Origin of the sequence: Serratia marcescens (genome assembly GCF_001902635.1) — a bacterium.
In the GTDB taxonomy this organism is placed as follows: domain Bacteria; phylum Pseudomonadota; class Gammaproteobacteria; order Enterobacterales; family Enterobacteriaceae; genus Serratia; species Serratia marcescens_F.
This window is the reverse complement of record NZ_MJAO01000017.1, coordinates 35,897-54,159: the sequence shown is the minus strand read 5'-3', so window position 1 is coordinate 54,159 and position 18,263 is coordinate 35,897. Positions and strand designations below refer to the sequence as shown.

Below are 18,263 nucleotides of genomic sequence, written 5' to 3'. Positions count from 1 at the left end.
CCAGCGGCTTAACGATTGGCGTGCTTCATGATACGGGCTTTCGCCGTCTGCCATTCGCGATCTTTGATGTCATCGCGTTTGTCGTGCTCTTTCTTGCCTTTGGCTACACCGATCTTGATCTTGCTCCAGGCATTTTTCCAATACAGGGACAAGGCCACCACGGTGTAGCCATCGCGGTTGACGCGGCCGAGCAGGGTGTCCAGCTCGCGTCGGTTCAGCAGCAGTTTACGGGTACGCGTCGGATCGCACACCACATGCGACGAAGCCACGTTGAGCGGGGTGATGGTGGCGCCAAACAGATAGGCTTCACCGTCACGGAACGTCACGTAGCTGTCGCTGAGGTTGGCTTTGCCGGCACGCAGCGATTTAACTTCCCACCCTTGCAGCGACAGGCCCGCCTCGAACTCTTCTTCAATGAAGTATTCGAAACGCGCGCGCTTGTTTTGGGCAATGGTGGCGGAACCGGGTTTGTGTGCTTTTTTCTTTGTCATAGTGCGTTCATTATACTGGATGCTTCAGCGAAAGAAATCCTTTCCCGTTCAGCACCTGCGCAATTTTTCGCATTTTTGGCGCCGCCATCCCGTAGCAGATTTTTTGTTTGCCGCCAGATAAATGGTATTATCTGTACGTTTTATGTCTTACAGGAAATGATATGCCCCAGATCAGTCGGTCTGCATTAGTGCCGTTCAGCGCCGAGCAGATGTATCAGTTGGTTAACGATGTTCATTCTTATCCCGATTTTCTGCCAGGCTGCACCGGCAGCCGGGTGCTTAACGCTACCTCCAACGAAATGACCGCCGCGGTGGACGTCGCCAAGGCCGGCATCAGTAAGACCTTCACTACGCGCAATACGCTGCTGGATAACCAGAGCATCAATATGCAGCTGGTCGATGGTCCGTTCCGCAAGCTGATGGGCGGCTGGCAGTTCACGCCGCTGAGCGAAGAGGCCTGCAAGGTGGAGTTGCACCTGGACTTCGAGTTTACCAACAAACTGATCGAGTTGGCGTTCGGCAAGGTGTTCAAAGAGCTGGCGGGCAGCATGGTGCAGGCCTTCACCCAGCGGGCGAAAGAGGTCTACAGTGTCTGACATTCGGGTCGAGGTGGTGTATGCCTTGCCGGAGCGCCAGTACCTGCGCAAGGTAAAGCTGGCCGAGGGCAGCAGCGTCGAGCAGGCGATTCAGGCTTCTGGCCTGCTGGAGCTGCGCCAGGATATCGATCTTAAGAGCAACAAAATCGGCATCTACAGCCGACCGGCCAAGCTGGGTGATACGCTGAACGACGGCGACCGGGTGGAGATCTACCGGCCGCTGATCGCCGATCCGAAAGAACTGCGCCGGCAACGGGCAGAAAAGGCAAAAAAAATAAGGCGCTTATAGCGCCTTATTTTTTTATCTGAAACTGATTATTCTCTTCCGCGTTGCAGCCTGCGACTGTCATGAGGAACGTCATGCCCCCTCATGGGCCGGAAGAGCGGGCGGCGCCGATTACTTGGTCAGCGCCGGTTTGTTCTGGATATCGGTCAACACGCCTGCGCTGTTGAAGGTCAGCGTCAGCGTTTGCTGGGTGATATCTTCATGGCCAGGCTGCTGGCGGAACACATAGAACCACGTCTGAGTCCCGAACGGGTCTTGCAGCATTGGGGTGCCCAATGTGTAAGCGACCTGTTGCTGGGTCATCCCCTTCTGGATTTTCGCCACGTCGGTCGACGTCAGGTAGTTCCCCTGGTTGATGTCAGGACGATAAACCACCTTTTCAAAAGTAGAACAGCCTGCAGTCAGCATCACAAGAACTACAGCGGCGGCAGTCAGCGTTTTACAGCGCATAGTAATCACATTCCTTTAGGGCATAGGATGCCGATGATAATAGACCTTGCGGCAGTTGGAAACCTTTATACCCTTCATCTTTCAAGTTGCGGCGCGTTGGCTTTCCTTCAGCACCTCAAGCGCTTGGCCTGTTTCAGGCCGTTGAGGAGGCTTCAGATCACCGCTGCGCCGCGCTTTAGATATTTCTCGGGCCAACAGCGTCACTGTCAGACCGCAGGAAAGTGAAAAAGTTGAGCTTTTTTATGCCGCCAGCAGTTCTTTGGCATTCGCCAGCGTATTGCGGGTGACTTCGCTGCCGCCGAGCAGGCGCGCCAGCTCCTGTAGCCGCGCGCGTTTATCCAGCGGTGCCATTTGGGTTTCGGTGACCGTGCCGTCGGTCTGCTTGCTGACGAACAGGTGCTGATGCCCGCACCCGGCCACCTGCGGCAGGTGGGTCACGCACATCACCTGGGTGGATTCGCCGAGCTGGCGCAGCAGGCGGCCGACGATGGCGGCGGTTGGGCCGCTGATGCCCACGTCCACTTCGTCGAAGATCAGCGCCGGGGTTTCCATCTTGCGAGCGGTGATCACCTGAATGGCTAGCGCGATGCGCGACAGCTCACCGCCGGAGGCAACCTTCGCCAGCGGCTGCAGCGGCTGGCCTGGGTTGGTGGAGACGCAGAACTCGCTGCGGCTGGCCCCTTCGGCGCTCAGATACTGTGGTTCGAAGCGCACGTCGATGTTGAATTTGCCGTGCGGCATGGAGAGCGCCTGCATGCTGTCGGTGATGAGCGTGGTCAGCTCGGCGGCGTAATGCAGGCGTTTCTGGTGCAGCTGCTCCGCCAGTTCCAGCGCCTGCTGGTGATGCAGAGTGACCGCCTCGTTCAGATGCTCGTGATCGCTTTCCTGCTGCGACAGCAGCTGCTGTTCATCCAGCAACTGTTGATGCAGCTGCGGCAACTCTTCCGGTGCGACCTGGTGTTTGCGCGCCAGGCTGATTTGGCGCGACAGGCGCTGCTCCAGCTCGTGCAGGCGGTTGGGATCGAGATCCATGCGATCGGCGTAATGGCGCAGCTCGTCGCTGGCTTCGCTGATTTGGATCGAGGCCTCTTCCAGCATGTCCAGCAGGCCGCTGAGCTTGTCGTCCAGCCCGGCGAGCTCGAGCAGCAGGTGTTTGGCGCTGTAGAGCTGGCTGAGCATGTTGTTCTCGTCGCTGTCGGCCAGCAGCTGCAATGTCTGCTGGCTGAGGGTCAGCAGCTGGCCGCTGTTGGCCAGGCGCTTGTACTCGGCGTCGGTCTGTTCGAACTCGCCGGCCTGCGGCGCGAATTCGTTCAGCTCTTTCAATTGGTATTGCAGCAGCTGCTTGCGCGCTTCGCGCTCGATGGACTGCTGCTGATGGTGCGCCAGCTCGCGGCAGCTTTGGTGCCAGCGCTGATAGGCCTGGCTCATTGCCGCCAACAGGGCGGGTTCGTCGGCATAGGCGTCGAGCAGCGTTTTTTGGTGCTCCGGCTTGAGCAGCAGCTGATGGGCGTGTTGACCATGAATTTGGATCAGGCGTTGCCCCAGCTCGCGCAGCTGTGACAGCGGCACGGCGGTGCCGTTGATAAAGCCGCGCGAACGGCCGTCGGCGTTGATCACCCGGCGCAGCAGGCATTCGTTGCTGTCGTCCAGCTGGTTCTGCTCCAGCCACTCGCGCGCGGACGGGGTGTCCGCCAGCGAGAAGCGGGCGCAGATGTCGGCGCGGGCGGCCCCCAGACGCACCACATTGCCGTCGGCGCGGTTGCCGAGGCACAGCCCCAGGGCATCGATGGCGATGGATTTGCCGGCGCCGGTTTCACCGGTGATCGCCGTCATACCCGGTTGAAAATCGATTTCCAACTCACGAACGATAGCAAAGTTGCTGATGGTTAATTGCGCCAGCATGGGAACCTTCCTGTGTATAAACACATAACTGTAGTTTCATACAGTATAAACTGGTTTTATATACAGTAAAGTGGCCGGCGCAGATTTTAGAACAATTTTTTCGACCAACCCAGCTTGGTGCTTAACGTGTTGAAATAGCTGTAGTCCTTCGGGTGAATCAGATTAAGGTGGAAATCGCTGCGGCGGATCAGCACTTCTTCACCTTCCTGTATCGGCAGCGCGATCTGGCTGTCGCAGCTGATTTCCAGATCGCTGCCGATCTGCGAAAACTTCAATCGGATGGTGCTGTCGCCGTTGATCACCAGCGGCCGGGCGGAAAGGGTGTGCGGGAACATCGGCACCAGCGCGATCGCTTCCAGCGACGGGGTGAGGATCGGCCCGCCGGCGGAGAGCGAGTAGGCGGTGGAACCGGTCGGCGTGGCGATGATCAGGCCGTCGGAGCGTTGCGAGAAGGCGAAGCGATCGTCGATATACACTTCGAATTCGATCATGTGCGCCACTTTGCCGGGGTGGAGCACCACTTCGTTGATGGCGGTGCTGATGCGGCACTGCTGGTGCTCTTTATGCACGATGGTTTCCAGCAGGAAACGCTGTTCGTCGATATACTCGCCCTCCAGCACGTCCGCCAGCTGCTGCAGGGCGTTGTCGGGATCGAGATCGGTGAGGAAGCCGAGGTTGCCGCGGTTGACCCCGATCACCTTGATGTCGTAACGCGCCAGCACGCGCGCGGCGCCGAGCATGTTGCCGTCGCCGCCGACCACCACCGCCAGGTCAGCGCGCTGGCCGATATCCGCCAGGCTGCCGGTCACGGCGTCTTTCAGCCCCAGATCATGGGCGATCTGGCGCTCGACCATCACCGAATAACCGCGGGCGACCAGCCAGTGGAACAGCATCTCGTGGGTTGCCAGCGCAGAAGGGTGACGCGGGTGGCCAACAATGCCTATACAGGCGAATTTTTTATTCATTTGTTGTGATTTTCCTCACCGGGACCCGTTTATGCCCCACATTGTGACCGGTTGACTTGAAACCCCGGTTTTGATCCCCATAATAAGCCAAGTTGCGAGATTAATGCTAAAACGCGGAGATATTCATGAGTAGTAAAGAACAGAAGACGCCAAACGAGCAAGTCTCGGAAGAAATGGAACAACACGCTCATCACGAGGATACGCTGCCGGAAGCGGCGGAAGGCGTCGATCTGCGCGATGCGCGTATCGCCGAATTGGAAACTCAACTGGCGGAAGCTCAACAGCGCGAGCGCGACAGCCTGCTGCGCGCCAAAGCGGAAGCGGAAAACATCCGTCGCCGCGCCGAACTGGACGTCGAGAAAGCGCACAAGTTCGCCCTGGAGAAATTCTCCGGCGATCTGCTGCCGGTGATCGACAACCTGGAGCGCGCGCTGGAGCTGGCGGATAAAAACAATCCGGAACTGGCCGCGATGATCGAAGGCATCGAACTGACGCTGAAATCGCTGCTGGACGTGGTGCGCAAGTACGGCATTGAAATCGTCGGCGACGTCAACGTGCCGTTCAACCCGGAAGTGCATCAGGCGATGAGCATGATGGAATCCGCCGATCACCAACCGAACCACGTGATGATGGTGATGCAGAAAGGCTACACGCTGAACGGCCGCTTGCTGCGCCCGGCGATGGTGGCGGTCTCCAAAGCCAAGGCGTAATCGCCCCGGCGGAAAGCATAAAGAAAGGCACCCGAGGGTGCCTTTTTTGTCTCTGAATTACGCCTGCGGCAGGCGTGGCATCCAGTCGATAGGTGCCAGCCCTTGCTGTTCCAGCAACTGATTGGCCTGCGAGAAGTGGTGGCAGCCGAGGAAACCGCGGTGGGCGGAGAGCGGCGACGGGTGCGGCGCTTTCAGCACGTGGTGGCGGTTGCGGTCGATAAAGTTACCTTTCTTCTGCGCGTGCGAGCCCCACAGCAGAAACACCACGCCTTCACGGTTCTCGTTCAGAGCGGCGATCACTTTGTCGGTAAAGGTTTCCCAGCCCAGATTGGCGTGCGAGTGCGCGCGGCCGCCTTCCACCGTCAGCACGGTGTTGAGCAGCAGTACGCCCTGTTCGGCCCAGCTTTGCAGGCAGCCGTGATCCGGGCGCTCGAAGCCGGGAATGTCGGTCGCCAGCTCTTTATACATATTCACCAGCGACGGCGGCGCCGGCACGCCGGGGCGCACCGAGAAAGAGAGGCCGTGCGCCTGATTGGGGCCGTGGTACGGATCCTGGCCGAGGATGACGACTTTGACGTCCGCCAGCTCGGTATAGCGGAAAGCGTTGAACACGTCCTTCTGCGGTGGATAAATGGTCTTACCGGCCTGGCGCTCAGCGGCAACAAAGGCGAGCGTTTCAACAAAATAGGGCTGCTCTTTCTCTTTGCCGATCACGTCATGCCAGGTGAGGGAGGTGGCCATAAACGCTCTCCTTTGTTTTCTTTAGCAATTCATGGGCTATAGCTTACCGTTTCGGCACGCGTAGCGAAACCCGCTTTTCATTTCTCGCCGCCGTGCTTTATGCAATTATTTTTGAAAATTTACAAAAATAATTGGTTTTTGCCGCAGTGGGAAAATTGATATAAAACATAAATTTGCCCCTTCACGCCTTGTGCCTACCCGGTAAAAATTGACTTTAATCAAGGAACTGGCCCGGTCAGGCTGGTATACAGAACAACAAGACAACAATGGTTTTACCAAATGGCCGAAACCAGAATTGGGTTTTCTCACGACGTGAATTTTTACGCCCTTGTACGGAGGCAACATAATGATTACCGGTATTCAAATTACCAAAGCGAACGACCAGGCGCTGGTGAATTCTTTCTGGCTGCTGGACGATGAAAAAGCGGAAGCTCGCTGCGTGTGCGCCAAGGCCAACTACGCGGAAGATCAGGTTGTCGCGGTGAGCGATCTGGGCCAGATCGAATACCGTGAAGTGCCGCTTGAAATGCAACCGACCGTGCGCGTGGAAGGCGGTCAGCATCTGAACGTCAACGTGCTGCGCCGTGAAACCCTGGAAGACGCGGTCAAGCACCCGGAAAAATACCCGCAGTTGACCATCCGCGTGTCCGGTTATGCGGTGCGCTTCAATTCCCTGACGCCGGAACAGCAGCGCGACGTCATCGCCCGCACCTTTACCGAAAGCCTGTAATTTGCGGTGCAGTCAATAATGAGGGAGCTTCGGCTCCCTTTTTTACGTCTGACGGTTGAAAACTGAACGCGGATCACATTCTGCGCAAAGATAAGCATTCGTAATACAGAACTCATCCGACCTGCCGATAGCTAAAGCAGTGCCTATTCAGGTGCTGAATAAAAAAGTCTATCGACAAGGAGTCGGCATGAGTATGTCTTTAAGTTTTACCTCTGCAGTATCCCCGGTGCCCGCGATCCCTACAGCTCGGGCCGTTGCCGAGACGGCGACGGCGGCGCAGCCCGCGGCAGCGCCGACAAACCCGGCGGCGGTGGCCACTCCCTCTCAGAACACGCTTAACGCGCAAAATCTGCTGAATACGCTGGTCAGCGATATCTCAGCGGCGGCGCCGACGGCGACGGCAGCGCCGGGTGTGACGCGGGGGAAACAATCGCAGGAGGGTGATTATGCGTTGGCGCTGTTGGCCAAGGACGTTTATTCGCTAAACGGCCAGGGCGCCGCCGGGTTTAACCGCCTGAGCGACAGCGCGCTGCTCGGCTTCGGTATCGATCCCGCCAGCCTGCATGACGCGGGCAGCGGTTTCCAGGCCGGGATCTACAGCAACGACAAGCAGTATGTGTTGGCTTTTGCCGGCACCAACGACTGGCGCGACTGGCTGAGCAACGTGCGTCAGGCGACGGGCTATGACGATGTGCAGTACAATCAGGCGGTCGCCGCCGCGAAAAGCGCCAAGGCGGCGTTCGGCGATGCGCTGGTGATCGCCGGCCATTCGCTTGGCGGCGGTCTGGCGGCCACGGCGGCGCTGGCGACCGGTACCGTGGCGGTCACCTTCAACGCGGCCGGGGTTTCGGATTACACCCTGAATCGTCTGGGCATCGATCCGGCGGCGGCGAAGAAAGATGCCGAAGCCGGCGGCATCCGCCGCTACAGCGAGCAATATGACATGCTGACCAGCACCCAGGAGTCGACCTCGCTGATCCCGGACGCCATCGGCCACAACATCACCCTGGCCAACAACGATACCCTGACCGGCATCGATGACTGGCGGCCGAGCAAGCATCTGGATCGCAGCCTGACGGCGCACGGCATCGACAAGGTGATAAGCTCGATGGCGGAACAAAAGCCGTGGGAGGCGAAGGCCAATGCCTGAAGGGCGTCGCTTGCGGCGGGCGCTGGCGATAGCCTTACTGGCGCTGGTCGCAGTGACCGGTTTACTGATGATGGCTAAGGAGCAACAGATGGGGCAGGAGATTTCGCCGTTTGACGGCCGGAGCAATCTGGCGCTGGCTCAGGCGGTGGCGCGCGGCGATGCGCAGGGCATCAAGGCGCAGGCCACGCAGGAGCGCTTGCGCGAGCGGGGCGATCGGCAGGTCACGCTGTTGCAGTGGGCGGTGCTTGCGCAGCAGCCGGGCAGCGTGCAGGCGTTGCTGGATCTCGGCGCCGACGTTTCGGCGGCGGGGCTGGACGGCAACAGTGCGCTGCACACCGCGGCGATGTTGCAAGATGCGCAGTACCTGCGGTTGCTGCTGACTAAGGGTGCGCAGGTGAACGTACGTAATGCCGTCACCGGCGCCACGCCGCTGGCGGCGGCGGTGCTGGCCGGGCGCGAGGAGCAGCTGCGGCTGTTGCTGGCGGCCGGGGCGGACTCCACGTTGAGCGATCGGCTGGGGGATACCCCGCTGCATCTGGCGGCGAAGATCAACGCGCCGCACCTGGCGCTGCTGCTGTTGCAGGCCGGGGCCGACGCTCGGGCGCGCAATCAGCAGGGCGTCGCGTTCCAGTTTTACTTCTCGCAAACGCCGGCGCATTTGCAGAACGACGAGCTGAAGGCGCAGTTCCGCGAACTGGACCAATGGTTGCAGGGGCACCGGCTGGCCACGCACTACGCGCAGCAGTAAACGCCCATAAAAAAACCGCCTGTGAAGGCGGTTTTTCTTATAGGGTGACGGTTATTCCGCGTCGCCGGCCGGTTTGGCCTTCGCCTGGCGGCGCTTGCCGACGTTTTTGGCATCGCGATGACGCACTTTCACCTTGGCCTTTTCTTTGTTCTTCGCCTTATCTTCCGCGCGCTTGGCCAGCACTTTTTTCGACGGCTTGCCGTTGCTTTTCTCGTTCGGCACCTTGGTTTTTGGCCGCAGTTCGTCGATCACGCGCGCTTTCAGCGGTTCGTTCAGGTAACGGCCCACTTTACCCAGCAGCAGGTGGTCGTGCGCTTCCACCAACGAAATGGCGGTGCCTTTGCGCCCGGCGCGGCCGGTACGGCCGATGCGGTGCAGGTAGGTGTCCGCAGTGCGCGGCATGTCGAAGTTGAACACGTGGGTGATATCGAGGATATCCAGACCGCGCGCGGCAACGTCGGTGGCGACCAGCACGTTAACCCGGCCATCCATCATGCGTTTGACCGCTTCGTTGCGTTTGGCCTGCACCATTTCGCCTTCGAGATAGCAGGTGTTGATGCCCGCTTCGCGCAGCCAGGTGGCCAGCTCGTGCACGCGCTCGCGTTTGCGCACGAAGATCACCGATTTTTGCACGTCCGGCTGTTTCAGCAGATGGATCAGCAGTGCGGTTTTGTGCTGCACGTCATCGGCGCGGTAGTACCACTGCAGGATCTTTTTACGTTCGCGGCGCGACGGATCGGCCTCCACTTCCACCGGCTCTTTCAGAATGCGCTCGGCGAATTCGCGGATCGCTTCACCTTCCAGCGTGGCGGAGAACAGCAGCGTCTGGTTGCGCCAACGGGTTTCGGCGGAGATGGTTTCGATGTCCTGCGCGAAGCCCATGTCGAGCATGCGGTCGGCTTCGTCGAGGATCAGGGTTTCCACCGCGCGGCAGTCGAAGTTCTCTTCTTTAATGTATTGCAGCAAACGGCCAGTGGTGGCGACCACCACGTCCTGGTTTTCGCTGAACACTTCCGCGTGGTTCATGTAAGCGACGCCGCCGGTGATGGTGGCGATATCCAGCGAGGTATGAGCAGCCAATTCACGCGCCTGGTCGGCGACCTGCATCGCCAGTTCACGCGTCGGCGTCAGGATCAGCACGCGCGGCGGGCCGGATTTCTTGCGTGGAAAGTCCAGCAGGTGCTGCAACACGGGCAGCAGGAAGGCGGCGGTTTTGCCGGTGCCGGTCGGAGCCGAACCTAAGACGTCGCGCCCGTCCATTGCCGGCGGGATCGCAGCGGCCTGAATGGCGGTGGGGCGATCGTAGCCTTTGTCGCGCAGCGCGTCGATCAGGCGATCATCGAGTTCGAGTTCGGAAAAATTGGTTGCTGTCATGGTCTACCTCTACTTGGGGCGCCGATTATAGACGGGTTGGCCGCGTTCTTCACCTATTTAAGCGGAAAGCCTCTCTTTTCCCGCCCATCAGATTGCCTTATGCTACGCCAGTTTTATAGCCAGGTGGTGAGTGTGAGCAAGCGATCGAAAGCCGATTTTACCCCGCGCCGCGGGGGTTTTACCTTTAAACAATTCTTTGTCGCCCACGATCGTTGCGCCATGAAAGTGGGCACCGACGGGGTGCTGCTCGGCGCCTGGGCACCGCTGGGGCAGGCGCGCCGGGTGCTGGACATCGGCAGCGGCAGCGGGCTTATCGCGCTGATGCTGGCGCAGCGCAGCGGCGATGAGGTGACCGTCGACGCGGTGGAGCTGGATGAAGCCGCCGCCGGCCAAGCGTGCGAAAACGCGGCGGAATCGCCGTGGCCGCGGCGGATCCGGGTGCATGCGCAGGATATTCACCATTATGCGCAGCAGCATGTTGCTGAGTATGATCTGATCGTCAGTAATCCGCCTTATTTTGAGCCGGCGGTGGCCTGCCGCGACCAGGCGCGCCACAACGCGCGCTACACCGAAACCCTGACTCATGAGGCGCTGTTGGCCTGTGCGGCGCAGCTGTTGGCGGAGCTGGGGACGTTCTGCGTGGTACTGCCGCACGATATCGGCGCAGAATTCGAACGTCTGGCTCAGCAAAGCGGCTGGCACACGGCGGCGAAAGTGAACGTCAGCGATCGGGCCGACACGCCGCTGCACCGGGTACTGCTGGCGCTGACGCGGCAGGAAACGCCGCTGCAGGAGCAGGCGCTGGCGATCAAACAGGCCGACGGCAGCTATACCGACGATTTCCGCCGGTTGATCGCTGACTTCTACCTGTTCTACTGAAAAGAAAAGGGCGCCGATAAGGCGCCCTGTCGCCTTGTTTAAGGCTGCAAAATAGTCGGCAGCGCTTCCGGCAGCAAATCCGGGTAGTCCAGCGTGTAGTGCAGGCCGCGGCTTTCTTTGCGCGCCATCGCGCTGCGCACGATAAGTTCTGCCACCTGCACCAGATTGCGCAGCTCCAGCAGGTTGTTGGAGATGCGGAAGTGGGCGTAGTACTCGTCAATTTCCGCCTGCAGCGTGTTGATACGGCGCAGGGCGCGCTCCAGCCGCTTGGTGGTGCGCACGATGCCGACGTAATCCCACATGAACAGCCGCAGCTCGTGCCAGTTGTGCTGGATCACCACCCGTTCGTCCGCATCGTCAACCCGGCTTTCATCCCACTGCGGCACCTGTTTGGCCTGCTGGATGAACGGCAGGCGCTGCAGAATGTCTTCCGCCGCCGACCAGCCGTAAACCAGGCACTCCAGCAGCGAGTTCGACGCCATGCGGTTGGCGCCGTGCAGGCCGGTGTAGCTGACCTCGCCGATGGCGTACAGCCCGTCGAGATCGGTGCGGCCGTGTTGATCGACCATCACGCCGCCGCAGGTATAGTGCGCCGCCGGGACGATCGGGATCGGCTGTTGGGTCAGATCGAAGCCCAGCGTCAGCAGCTTCTCGTGGATCATCGGGAAATGCTGAGTAATGAACTCCGCCGGTTTGTGGCTGATGTCCAGATACATGCAGTCGGCACCCAGGCGCTTCATTTCATGGTCGATGGCGCGGGCGACGATATCACGCGGGGCCAGCTCGCCGCGCGGGTCGACATCCGGCATAAAGCGGCTGCCGTCCGGCCGTTTCAGGTAAGCGCCTTCGCCGCGCAGCGCTTCGGTCAGCAGGAAGTTGCGCGCCTGCGGATGAAACAGGCAGGTTGGGTGGAACTGGTTGAATTCCAGGTTGGCGACCCGGCAGCCGGCGCGCCAGGCCATGGCGATGCCGTCGCCGGAGGAGATGTCCGGGTTGGTGGTGTATTGGTACACCTTGGCCGCGCCGCCGGTGGCCAGCACCACCGTTTTGGCGCGGTAAGTTTCCACCCGCTCCAACTCGCGGTTCCAGACGTAAGCGCCCACGACTCTGCGGGTGCCCGGCAGGCCGATTTTGTTCGAGGTGATAAGGTCGACCGCGTTGCGGCGTTCCATCACGCAAATATTGGGGTGAGCGCTTGCTTTCCCCACCAGTGTGGTCTCTACTTCCTTACCGGTAGCGTCTGCGGCGTGCAGGATACGGCGGTGGCTGTGGCCGCCTTCGCGCGTGAGGTGATAGTGCTCCTCACCCTGCGCGTTGACCTCGGTGTCGAACAGCACGCCCTGATCGATCAGCCACTGCACGCAGTGGCGTGCGTTGCCGGCGATAAACTCGACGGCCTCTTTGTCACACAGACCGGCCCCGGCAATCAAAGTGTCATCAACGTGTGAGGCAATGCTGTCCGTCTCATCGAACACCGCGGCGATCCCGCCCTGGGCGTAAAAGGTGGCCCCCTCGCTGAGCGGCCCCTTGCTGAGGACGGTAACCTTGCAATGCTGCGCCAGGCGCAGCGCCAGTGACAGGCCAGCAGCGCCGCTGCCGACGATCAGTACATCGCTAACATGTTCAGATGATGGTTGCATAACGTATGATGTGTGCAGAAGAAGAGTGAAATTCATGTTAGCCTAACTGTCCGGGCAAAAGCCACGGATAGGGCGACATCAGCAGAAAAAACAATGGCGATATGGAACTTCGTGTTCTATATGAACTCCAAGCGAGTGCTTGCTCAGGAAAATAATGTATGGCTGGCAGTACAATTTTACGCGTGGAGACGGATTTGGGGAGAGTTTACCTCGGATGAGCGAGCAGTTAACGGATCAAGTTCTGGTTGAGCGGGTCCAAAAGGGCGACCAGAAATCGTTTAACCTACTGGTAGTGCGTTACCAGCATAAGGTGGCGAGTCTCGTTTCCCGCTATGTGCCGCAGGGCGATGTGCCCGATGTGGTGCAGGAGTCGTTTATCAAGGCCTATCGAGCACTGGAATCGTTCCGTGGCGATAGCGCTTTTTATACCTGGTTGTATCGAATCGCCGTGAACACGGCAAAGAATTATCTGGTTGCTCAGGGGCGCCGTCCGCCATCCAGTGATGTGGATGCCAACGATGCGGAAAATTACGAAAGTGCGAGCGCGCTGAAAGAAATTTCGAACCCTGAGAACTTAATGTTGTCAGAAGAGCTGAGACAGATAGTTTTCCGTACCATTGAGTCGCTCCCAGAGGATCTTCGCATGGCGATTACCCTGCGGGAGTTGGATGGCCTAAGCTACGAAGAAATAGCCGCCATCATGGATTGCCCGGTCGGAACCGTACGTTCGCGTATTTTCCGCGCCCGGGAAGCTATCGATAATAAAGTTCAACCGCTGATCCAGCGTTAGCAATGGCGGGCACAGGAAGGGTACTTAGGCATGCAGAAAGAAAAGCTTTCCGCTCTGATGGATGGTGAATCGTTCGACAGCGAGCTGTTGAGTTCTCTGTCGCAAGATCGAACGCTTCAGCAAAGCTGGCAGAGCTATCACCTGATTCGTGACACACTGCGGGGTGATATCGGACAAGTGATGCATCTCGATATCGCCGATCGCGTGGCCGCTGCGCTTGAGAAAGAACCTGCTCGGCTGGTTCCTTCCGCCGTTCAGGAATCTCAGCCGCAGCCTCACACCTGGCAGAAAATGCCGTTCTGGGACAAAGTGCGTCCTTGGGCGAGCCAGATTACGCAAATCGGTATGGCGGCCTGCGTGTCGTTGGCGGTGATCGTCGGCGTACAGCACTATAACCAACCGTCCGCGCCATCAGGCGCTGCCGAGTCGCCGGCGTTCACGACCCTGCCTATCATGGGCCAGGCGTCGCCGGTCAGCCTGGGCGTGCCGGCCGACAGTTTCTCCACCGGCAGCGGCCAACAGCAGCAGGTGCAGGAACAGCGCAAGCGCATCAACGCTATGCTGCAGGACTATGAACTGCAACGTCGCCTGCATTCGGATCAGCTGCAGCTTGAACAAAGCAACCCGCAGCAGGCTGCTATTCAGGTTCCCGGAACTCAGTCTTTAGGAATGCAACAGCAGTAATGAAGCAAATTTGGTTCTCCGTTTGTTTATTGACGGGCAGCCTGCTCTACTCAAACATCGCCCCGGCGCAGCCGACTGCGTCCGGGGCGTTGTTGCAACAGATGAGCAGCGCCGGCCGTTCTCTCAATTACGAGCTCGCCTACATCAGCATCAGCAAGCAGGGAATCGAGTCGTTGCGCTATCGCCATGCGGTGATCGGCAACGTATCGCTCGGCCAGTTGCTGCACATGGACGGCCCGCGCCGTGAAGTGCTGCAGCGCGGCGACGGGATCAGCTATTTCGAACCTGGCCTGGAACCGTTCACGCTTACCGGCGATCACATCGTCGATGCGCTGCCGGCGATCGTTTACGCCGATTTCAACCGCCTGGCCAAGTATTACGACTTCATCTCCGTGGGCAGCACCCGCATTGCCGATCGGCCGTGTGAAGTGTTGCGCGTGGTGGCGCGCGATGGTTCCCGCTACAGCTACATCGTCTGGATGGACGAAGACACCAAGCTGCCGTTGCGGGTCGATCTGCTCGATCGCGATGGCGAAACGCTGGAGCAGTATCGGGTGATCTCCTTTGCGGTCGGTTCCGGCGTGCAGGGCGTGATGCAGGGGCTGCTCAAAGCCAATCTGCCGCCGCTGCTGTCGCTGCCGGCGGTGGAAAATGTACAGCTGAGCTGGAGCACCGGCTGGTTACCTGCCGGGGTGGACGAAGTGGCGCGCAATCGCCGCAAATTGCCGAACGTCGCCGTGCCGGTCGAATCCCGGCTGTACAGCGACGGCCTGTTCAGCTTCTCGGTCAACGTCAGCCCGGCGGGCAGCGGGGCCGGGCAGCAGTATTACCGACAGGGGCGCCGCACCATTCAGACCGAAGTGCGCGCGGGCAACGAGATTACCATCGTGGGCGAACTGCCGCCGGCTACGGCCAAGCGCATCGCCGACAGCATTTCTTTCAAGGTATCGCCGTAATGATGAAAGAGTGGGCCACGGTGGTTTCGTGGCAACAGGGCGTCGCATTGCTGCGCTGTGAACCCAAGGCCGGCTGCGGCAGCTGCACCGCGCGTTCCGGCTGCGGCGCGCGCGCATTGAACGAGCTGGTGCCGGAAACCGAACACCAGCTTCAGGTGCATATCGATCAGCCGCTCGAACCGGGGCAGCGGGTCGAGGTCGGCATCGCGGAAGGCAGCCTGCTGCGCTCCGCCATGCTGGTTTATCTGACGCCGCTGCTGGGCATGATGATCGGCGGCAGCCTGCTGCAATACTGGCTTGGCAGCGACGCCTCGGCGGCGATCGGTGCCGCGCTGGGCGGCGGTGCGGCCTTCATGCTGGCGCGCCGGTTGGCCCGCCGTCTGGGTGAGCAGGCTGATTATCAGCCGGTGGTGCTGCAGATAGGTTTACCGCCTACCGCGATGCGCATGCAGAGCGAAAATTCTCCGCTGATTTAAAACGACAGCCGCGTCATCGCCGGGTTGTGATAAGCGGGGATGCGGTTGTGGATCATATGTTCCAGCAGCGCGATGAATAGATCTGCGCTGAGCAGCGAATCATTGCCGATCGCGAACAGCGTATTTCCCTGGCCGTCCAGCAGGCGGATGCCGCGCTGCGGGTGGTTTTCCAACGTGCGAATTTGCTCGATCGGTATACTTCCTTGTCCGGTCGTCAGCGCAGTGGCACTCAGCTGCAGCGTCTCGGTCGGCGTACTTTGTGGCTTGCCCAACAGCAGCCGCCACAACCAGCGCGCGTCGCCGCCAACGGTGTGAAACGGCACCACCTCCCCCTGATAAAGCGCATTCAGCGCCAGCGGCCCGCGTTGCTGCAGCTGTTGGTCGACGATCACGTCCGCCAGCCGCCACGAATGGGCGACATTGCTGAAGACCGTACACCAAGGCTGATCCGCACCGGTGCGAAACGCCGTGACGTCGAACAGCCCGCCAAAGGCCTTGCCGCCGCGAAAGCGATAAATGTCGCCGATTCTTTCAAAGGGGATAAAACGCTCTTTGTGGTTATGACTGTCAAAGACCCGCACGCCGTGTTCGTAAAGACGATAGGTCAGCGTAGGACGCAGATAATGCCGCAGCGCCAGCAGCGTACAGCCGAGTAAAACCGTGCCCGCGCCGGCCTGCAACAGCGTCATGACCTCGCTCTCATCAATGCTGCTCAGCAGCGGCAGTACCAACAGCGCGGCCCCCACGCTAAACAGCAGCGCCGCCGCGACCAGAATGCCCCAGTTGACCTTCGAAAAATCGTGCCGGCTCAGCATTTGCCCTTTATCGATCATGATGCACCTTCCAATCAACGTACGCAGATATGCTGTTGAACTCCGGTGGGCTGCCGATGTAGTGCCCTGAATAATGTTTTGTCGCGGAGTTCACGCTCTTTCTATCCGAGGGGCGGTGGTGGCGTATATGGGGTTTTTCCTAAACACCCGGCGGGCATGCAATTTTCGCGTATTGATAAAATGTGTTGACCGAGCTTGGCTGAATAATATGGCTTAACCAGGCGTTAAGGATTAGCGCTGTAACCGACCCTTGTCTGTCGAGGGACAATTACTGCTTTTCTTGAGGGGGGGTTGTGTTTGCTGTCCCGTGGTGATGGGGTTTTCTTGGGGAGAAGAGGCGGCGCCGAATTGCTAAATAAGGCGCCGTTTGGGTTTCTCGTCTGTTATTTTTCCAAACTTCTTACTTCATCTTTCTTGATTATTGACGGATAGGCGAAGAGTGATTTACCTACGCCGCGATTACACAAGGTCCAGATGATTAATGAGGACACGGTGCAAAATGCGACCGCGAAAGCGGGGAAGGTGATGCTCCATATCAAAGAGAGATGATTATTTTTGAACATGCCGCTTTCAACTCCGACACCCAGAGCGGTTACGCCGATCCCCTCGATTATAATTCTGTGAATAACGTATATTTGCAGGGTGTTTTTGCCGACCCAATTCAACCACGCCATGTTGAAGTGATTATTTAAAATTCTGCAAATGATAATCGCTGATATGATCGCCAGCAGGCAAACAAAAATGTTCTTGCCAATACCGAGCTTGATATTGATGAGGCCCAAAACAGCCAGCCCAATCCACAATAGGATGTTTTTCTTATTGACTTCACTGGCCTGAGTCAGCAAATCACTAAGAAATGCGCCAATCAAGAAGAAGATCATGTTCTGTGACAAGCTGACCATGCCCCATCCGGGGATGATGCCCAATGCTGCCGCATAGTTAAAAGCAACGGCCAGGATTAGCAACAGATATTTGACGCGCTGGAACAGCTTGGCAATGACGAAATAACCGGCCAAGGCATACAGGTACCACAGGCTGGTTTTTGCCATCAGCAGCAGCGTGATGAATTCAGAGGGCGTTACCGAATAGGCGCTATTCTCTGCATCGGACAGCTGTATCCCCGAGATGGCGGAGATAACGAGTTTAATAAAGAACCACTGGATAACGCCCCAGAGGATATACAGATAAATTAAATTTGAGACTTTTTTGGTAAAGATATCTGCCCACTTTTTCTTGCTTATCGCGTTGGCCGCGAGCAGACCGGAAACGAAGAAGAACGCAGGCATTCTCAGTGGCGAAACCACCTGATTGAATAAGACCCATATTTTAGCCGGTAATTGGCCGGCGGAAAGGTGATCAATAGAGGGTATTAGGGTGGTAATGACCGCATGGTGGAGGACCACAAGTAAGATGCAGAATCCTTTCAGCGTATTTATCCAGAGGATTTCGTTTTTCCTTTCATGCAGAGACATGCGCTACCCTTAGTGGCCTAATAATATTGATTTAGCTTTAATACCGACAATGAATTAATACGGCTCAATTTTACGATTGTACCTAATTGATGGTGGCTTTTTCGGGTGACGAATAAAATTAACGCTGATATTTAATCTTTTAAATTAAATGGAAATGGCCTAATCAATTGATTTAAAAAAATAAATAAGTTAATTTTTTGTTTATTTGGCGTTGATTTTTTTGGTGGTTTTAGGAAAAGTGCCATCTTTTTTCGGGAGGGGAGTCTGGTTTTTGTACAGAAAATCGCATTATCTACTCGCAATAGCCGGGTATCACCGGATTGCCGCCAAACATGGGCTACCTGACAAACCGTTGCCGGTGTTGGCTTTCACGCAGCGCATATACAGTGT

20 protein-coding genes are annotated in these 18,263 nt (G+C 58.3%); 11 read left to right on the top strand and 9 right to left on the bottom strand.

The features are described 5' to 3' along the window. Nucleotides 1–8: 8 nt before the first annotated feature. Nucleotides 9–491 (bottom strand): SsrA-binding protein SmpB, encoded by a 483-nt coding sequence (smpB, locus tag BHU62_RS17165; RefSeq protein WP_016929804.1) that lies wholly within the window; start codon nucleotides 489–491, stop codon nucleotides 9–11. Between the two features lie 161 nt (nucleotides 492–652). Here smpB and BHU62_RS17160 point away from each other — a divergent pair, with 161 nt between their 5' ends. After that, nucleotides 653–1,087 (top strand): type II toxin-antitoxin system RatA family toxin, encoded by a 435-nt coding sequence (locus tag BHU62_RS17160; RefSeq protein ID WP_004929096.1) that lies wholly within the window; start codon nucleotides 653–655, stop codon nucleotides 1,085–1,087. Next, nucleotides 1,080–1,376, top strand: a complete 297-nt coding sequence (locus BHU62_RS17155; protein WP_073533078.1) for an RnfH family protein — start codon at nucleotides 1,080–1,082, stop codon at nucleotides 1,374–1,376. Before BHU62_RS17160 ends, BHU62_RS17155 begins: the two co-directional genes overlap by 8 nt. 108 nt (nucleotides 1,377–1,484) lie before the next feature. Here BHU62_RS17155 and bamE read toward each other — a convergent pair whose 3' ends face one another. The 3 genes from bamE to nadK all read right to left on the bottom strand — a co-directional run bounded on the left by bamE (nucleotide 1,485) and on the right by nadK (nucleotide 4,690). Continuing rightward, nucleotides 1,485–1,823, bottom strand: a complete 339-nt coding sequence (gene bamE, locus BHU62_RS17150; RefSeq protein WP_037422134.1) for an outer membrane protein assembly factor BamE — start codon at nucleotides 1,821–1,823, stop codon at nucleotides 1,485–1,487. 240 nt (nucleotides 1,824–2,063) lie between these two features. Next, nucleotides 2,064–3,725 carry a DNA repair protein RecN gene (gene recN / locus BHU62_RS17145; protein ID WP_073533077.1) on the bottom strand — a complete coding sequence of 554 codons (1,662 nt, stop codon included), beginning with the start codon at nucleotides 3,723–3,725 and terminating at the stop codon, nucleotides 2,064–2,066. 86 nt (nucleotides 3,726–3,811) lie between these two features. After that, nucleotides 3,812–4,690 (bottom strand): NAD(+) kinase, encoded by an 879-nt coding sequence (gene nadK, locus BHU62_RS17140; protein WP_019452304.1) that lies wholly within the window; start codon nucleotides 4,688–4,690, stop codon nucleotides 3,812–3,814. 125 nt (nucleotides 4,691–4,815) lie between these two features. On the opposite strand from nadK, the gene grpE reads away from it, so the two are divergent. Then, a complete protein-coding gene (grpE, locus tag BHU62_RS17135; protein WP_073533076.1) occupies nucleotides 4,816–5,400 on the top strand; it encodes a nucleotide exchange factor GrpE in 585 nt (194 codons plus the stop codon). Between the two features lie 57 nt (nucleotides 5,401–5,457). Here grpE and ung read toward each other — a convergent pair whose 3' ends face one another. Then, entirely contained in the window at nucleotides 5,458–6,141 is a 684-nt protein-coding gene (gene ung, locus BHU62_RS17130; protein WP_073533075.1) for a uracil-DNA glycosylase, read from the bottom strand. Nucleotides 6,142–6,487: 346 nt separating this feature from the next. Between ung and grcA the strand changes: the two genes are divergently transcribed. From grcA to BHU62_RS17115, 3 genes are all read left to right on the top strand, one after another. Then, nucleotides 6,488–6,871 (top strand): autonomous glycyl radical cofactor GrcA, encoded by a 384-nt coding sequence (gene grcA, locus BHU62_RS17125; protein WP_004929114.1) that lies wholly within the window; start codon nucleotides 6,488–6,490, stop codon nucleotides 6,869–6,871. A 187-nt stretch (nucleotides 6,872–7,058) separates the two neighbouring features. Continuing rightward, nucleotides 7,059–8,021 carry a DUF2974 domain-containing protein gene (locus BHU62_RS17120; protein ID WP_073533074.1) on the top strand — a complete coding sequence of 321 codons (963 nt, stop codon included), beginning with the start codon at nucleotides 7,059–7,061 and terminating at the stop codon, nucleotides 8,019–8,021. After that, nucleotides 8,014–8,769 (top strand): ankyrin repeat domain-containing protein, encoded by a 756-nt coding sequence (locus BHU62_RS17115; RefSeq protein WP_073533073.1) that lies wholly within the window; start codon nucleotides 8,014–8,016, stop codon nucleotides 8,767–8,769. The genes BHU62_RS17120 and BHU62_RS17115 overlap by 8 nt, the downstream gene beginning before the upstream one ends. Nucleotides 8,770–8,820: 51 nt before the next feature. Here the strand turns inward: BHU62_RS17115 and srmB are convergent, their stop codons facing one another. Continuing rightward, nucleotides 8,821–10,143 carry an ATP-dependent RNA helicase SrmB gene (gene srmB, locus BHU62_RS17110; protein WP_073533072.1) on the bottom strand — a complete coding sequence of 441 codons (1,323 nt, stop codon included), beginning with the start codon at nucleotides 10,141–10,143 and terminating at the stop codon, nucleotides 8,821–8,823. Between the two features lie 99 nt (nucleotides 10,144–10,242). Here srmB and trmN point away from each other — a divergent pair, with 99 nt between their 5' ends. Then, nucleotides 10,243–11,022 (top strand): tRNA(1)(Val) (adenine(37)-N(6))-methyltransferase TrmN, encoded by a 780-nt coding sequence (trmN, locus tag BHU62_RS17105; RefSeq protein WP_073533071.1) that lies wholly within the window; start codon nucleotides 10,243–10,245, stop codon nucleotides 11,020–11,022. A gap of 38 nt (nucleotides 11,023–11,060) precedes the next feature. Here the strand turns inward: trmN and nadB are convergent, their stop codons facing one another. Next, entirely contained in the window at nucleotides 11,061–12,662 is a 1,602-nt protein-coding gene (nadB, locus tag BHU62_RS17100) for an L-aspartate oxidase (protein WP_171971330.1), read from the bottom strand. A gap of 214 nt (nucleotides 12,663–12,876) precedes the next feature. Here nadB and rpoE point away from each other — a divergent pair, with 214 nt between their 5' ends. From rpoE to rseC, 4 genes are read left to right on the top strand one after another with little or no spacing between them, the layout of a single operon-like run. Next, on the top strand, nucleotides 12,877–13,452 hold the full coding sequence (gene rpoE, locus BHU62_RS17095) for an RNA polymerase sigma factor RpoE (RefSeq protein WP_073533142.1): 576 nt from the start codon (nucleotides 12,877–12,879) through the stop codon (nucleotides 13,450–13,452). Between the two features lie 30 nt (nucleotides 13,453–13,482). Continuing rightward, complete coding sequence (gene rseA, locus BHU62_RS17090) at nucleotides 13,483–14,136, top strand: anti-sigma-E factor RseA (protein WP_073533069.1); 654 nt, start codon at nucleotides 13,483–13,485, stop codon at nucleotides 14,134–14,136. Beyond that, nucleotides 14,136–15,092, top strand: a complete 957-nt coding sequence (gene rseB, locus BHU62_RS17085) for a sigma-E factor regulatory protein RseB (RefSeq protein ID WP_073533068.1) — start codon at nucleotides 14,136–14,138, stop codon at nucleotides 15,090–15,092. Before rseA ends, rseB begins: the two co-directional genes overlap by 1 nt. Further along, nucleotides 15,092–15,568: a SoxR-reducing system protein RseC gene (rseC, locus tag BHU62_RS17080; RefSeq protein WP_073533067.1), complete on the top strand. Its 477-nt coding sequence runs from the start codon at nucleotides 15,092–15,094 to the stop codon at nucleotides 15,566–15,568. Before rseB ends, rseC begins: the two co-directional genes overlap by 1 nt. Here the strand turns inward: rseC and BHU62_RS17075 are convergent. Beyond that, nucleotides 15,565–16,401, bottom strand: coding sequence for a hypothetical protein (locus BHU62_RS17075; RefSeq protein ID WP_073533066.1), 837 nt, complete (start codon nucleotides 16,399–16,401; stop codon nucleotides 15,565–15,567). The genes rseC and BHU62_RS17075 overlap by 4 nt on opposite strands. Nucleotides 16,402–16,784: 383 nt before the next feature. Further along, entirely contained in the window at nucleotides 16,785–17,873 is a 1,089-nt protein-coding gene (locus BHU62_RS17070) for an acyltransferase family protein (RefSeq protein ID WP_073533065.1), read from the bottom strand. Nucleotides 17,874–18,263 lie beyond the last annotated feature (390 nt).

Coding starts and splice junctions, on each gene's coding strand:
- smpB (WP_016929804.1), bottom strand. CDS start 491: ATGACAAAGAAAAAAGCACACAAACCCGGTTCCGCCACCATTGCCCAA.
- BHU62_RS17160 (WP_004929096.1), top strand. CDS start 653: ATGCCCCAGATCAGTCGGTCTGCATTAGTGCCGTTCAGCGCCGAGCAG.
- bamE (WP_037422134.1), bottom strand. CDS start 1,823: ATGCGCTGTAAAACGCTGACTGCCGCCGCTGTAGTTCTTGTGATGCTG.
- recN (WP_073533077.1), bottom strand. CDS start 3,725: ATGCTGGCGCAATTAACCATCAGCAACTTTGCTATCGTTCGTGAGTTG.
- nadK (WP_019452304.1), bottom strand. CDS start 4,690: ATGAATAAAAAATTCGCCTGTATAGGCATTGTTGGCCACCCGCGTCAC.
- grpE (WP_073533076.1), top strand. CDS start 4,816: ATGAGTAGTAAAGAACAGAAGACGCCAAACGAGCAAGTCTCGGAAGAA.
- ung (WP_073533075.1), bottom strand. CDS start 6,141: ATGGCCACCTCCCTCACCTGGCATGACGTGATCGGCAAAGAGAAAGAG.
- grcA (WP_004929114.1), top strand. CDS start 6,488: ATGATTACCGGTATTCAAATTACCAAAGCGAACGACCAGGCGCTGGTG.
- BHU62_RS17120 (WP_073533074.1), top strand. CDS start 7,059: ATGAGTATGTCTTTAAGTTTTACCTCTGCAGTATCCCCGGTGCCCGCG.
- BHU62_RS17115 (WP_073533073.1), top strand. CDS start 8,014: ATGCCTGAAGGGCGTCGCTTGCGGCGGGCGCTGGCGATAGCCTTACTG.
- srmB (WP_073533072.1), bottom strand. CDS start 10,143: ATGACAGCAACCAATTTTTCCGAACTCGAACTCGATGATCGCCTGATC.
- trmN (WP_073533071.1), top strand. CDS start 10,243: ATGCTACGCCAGTTTTATAGCCAGGTGGTGAGTGTGAGCAAGCGATCG.
- nadB (WP_171971330.1), bottom strand. CDS start 12,662: ATGCAACCATCATCTGAACATGTTAGCGATGTACTGATCGTCGGCAGC.
- rpoE (WP_073533142.1), top strand. CDS start 12,877: ATGAGCGAGCAGTTAACGGATCAAGTTCTGGTTGAGCGGGTCCAAAAG.
- rseA (WP_073533069.1), top strand. CDS start 13,483: ATGCAGAAAGAAAAGCTTTCCGCTCTGATGGATGGTGAATCGTTCGAC.
- rseB (WP_073533068.1), top strand. CDS start 14,136: ATGAAGCAAATTTGGTTCTCCGTTTGTTTATTGACGGGCAGCCTGCTC.
- rseC (WP_073533067.1), top strand. CDS start 15,092: ATGATGAAAGAGTGGGCCACGGTGGTTTCGTGGCAACAGGGCGTCGCA.
- BHU62_RS17075 (WP_073533066.1), bottom strand. CDS start 16,401: ATGATCGATAAAGGGCAAATGCTGAGCCGGCACGATTTTTCGAAGGTC.
- BHU62_RS17070 (WP_073533065.1), bottom strand. CDS start 17,873: ATGTCTCTGCATGAAAGGAAAAACGAAATCCTCTGGATAAATACGCTG.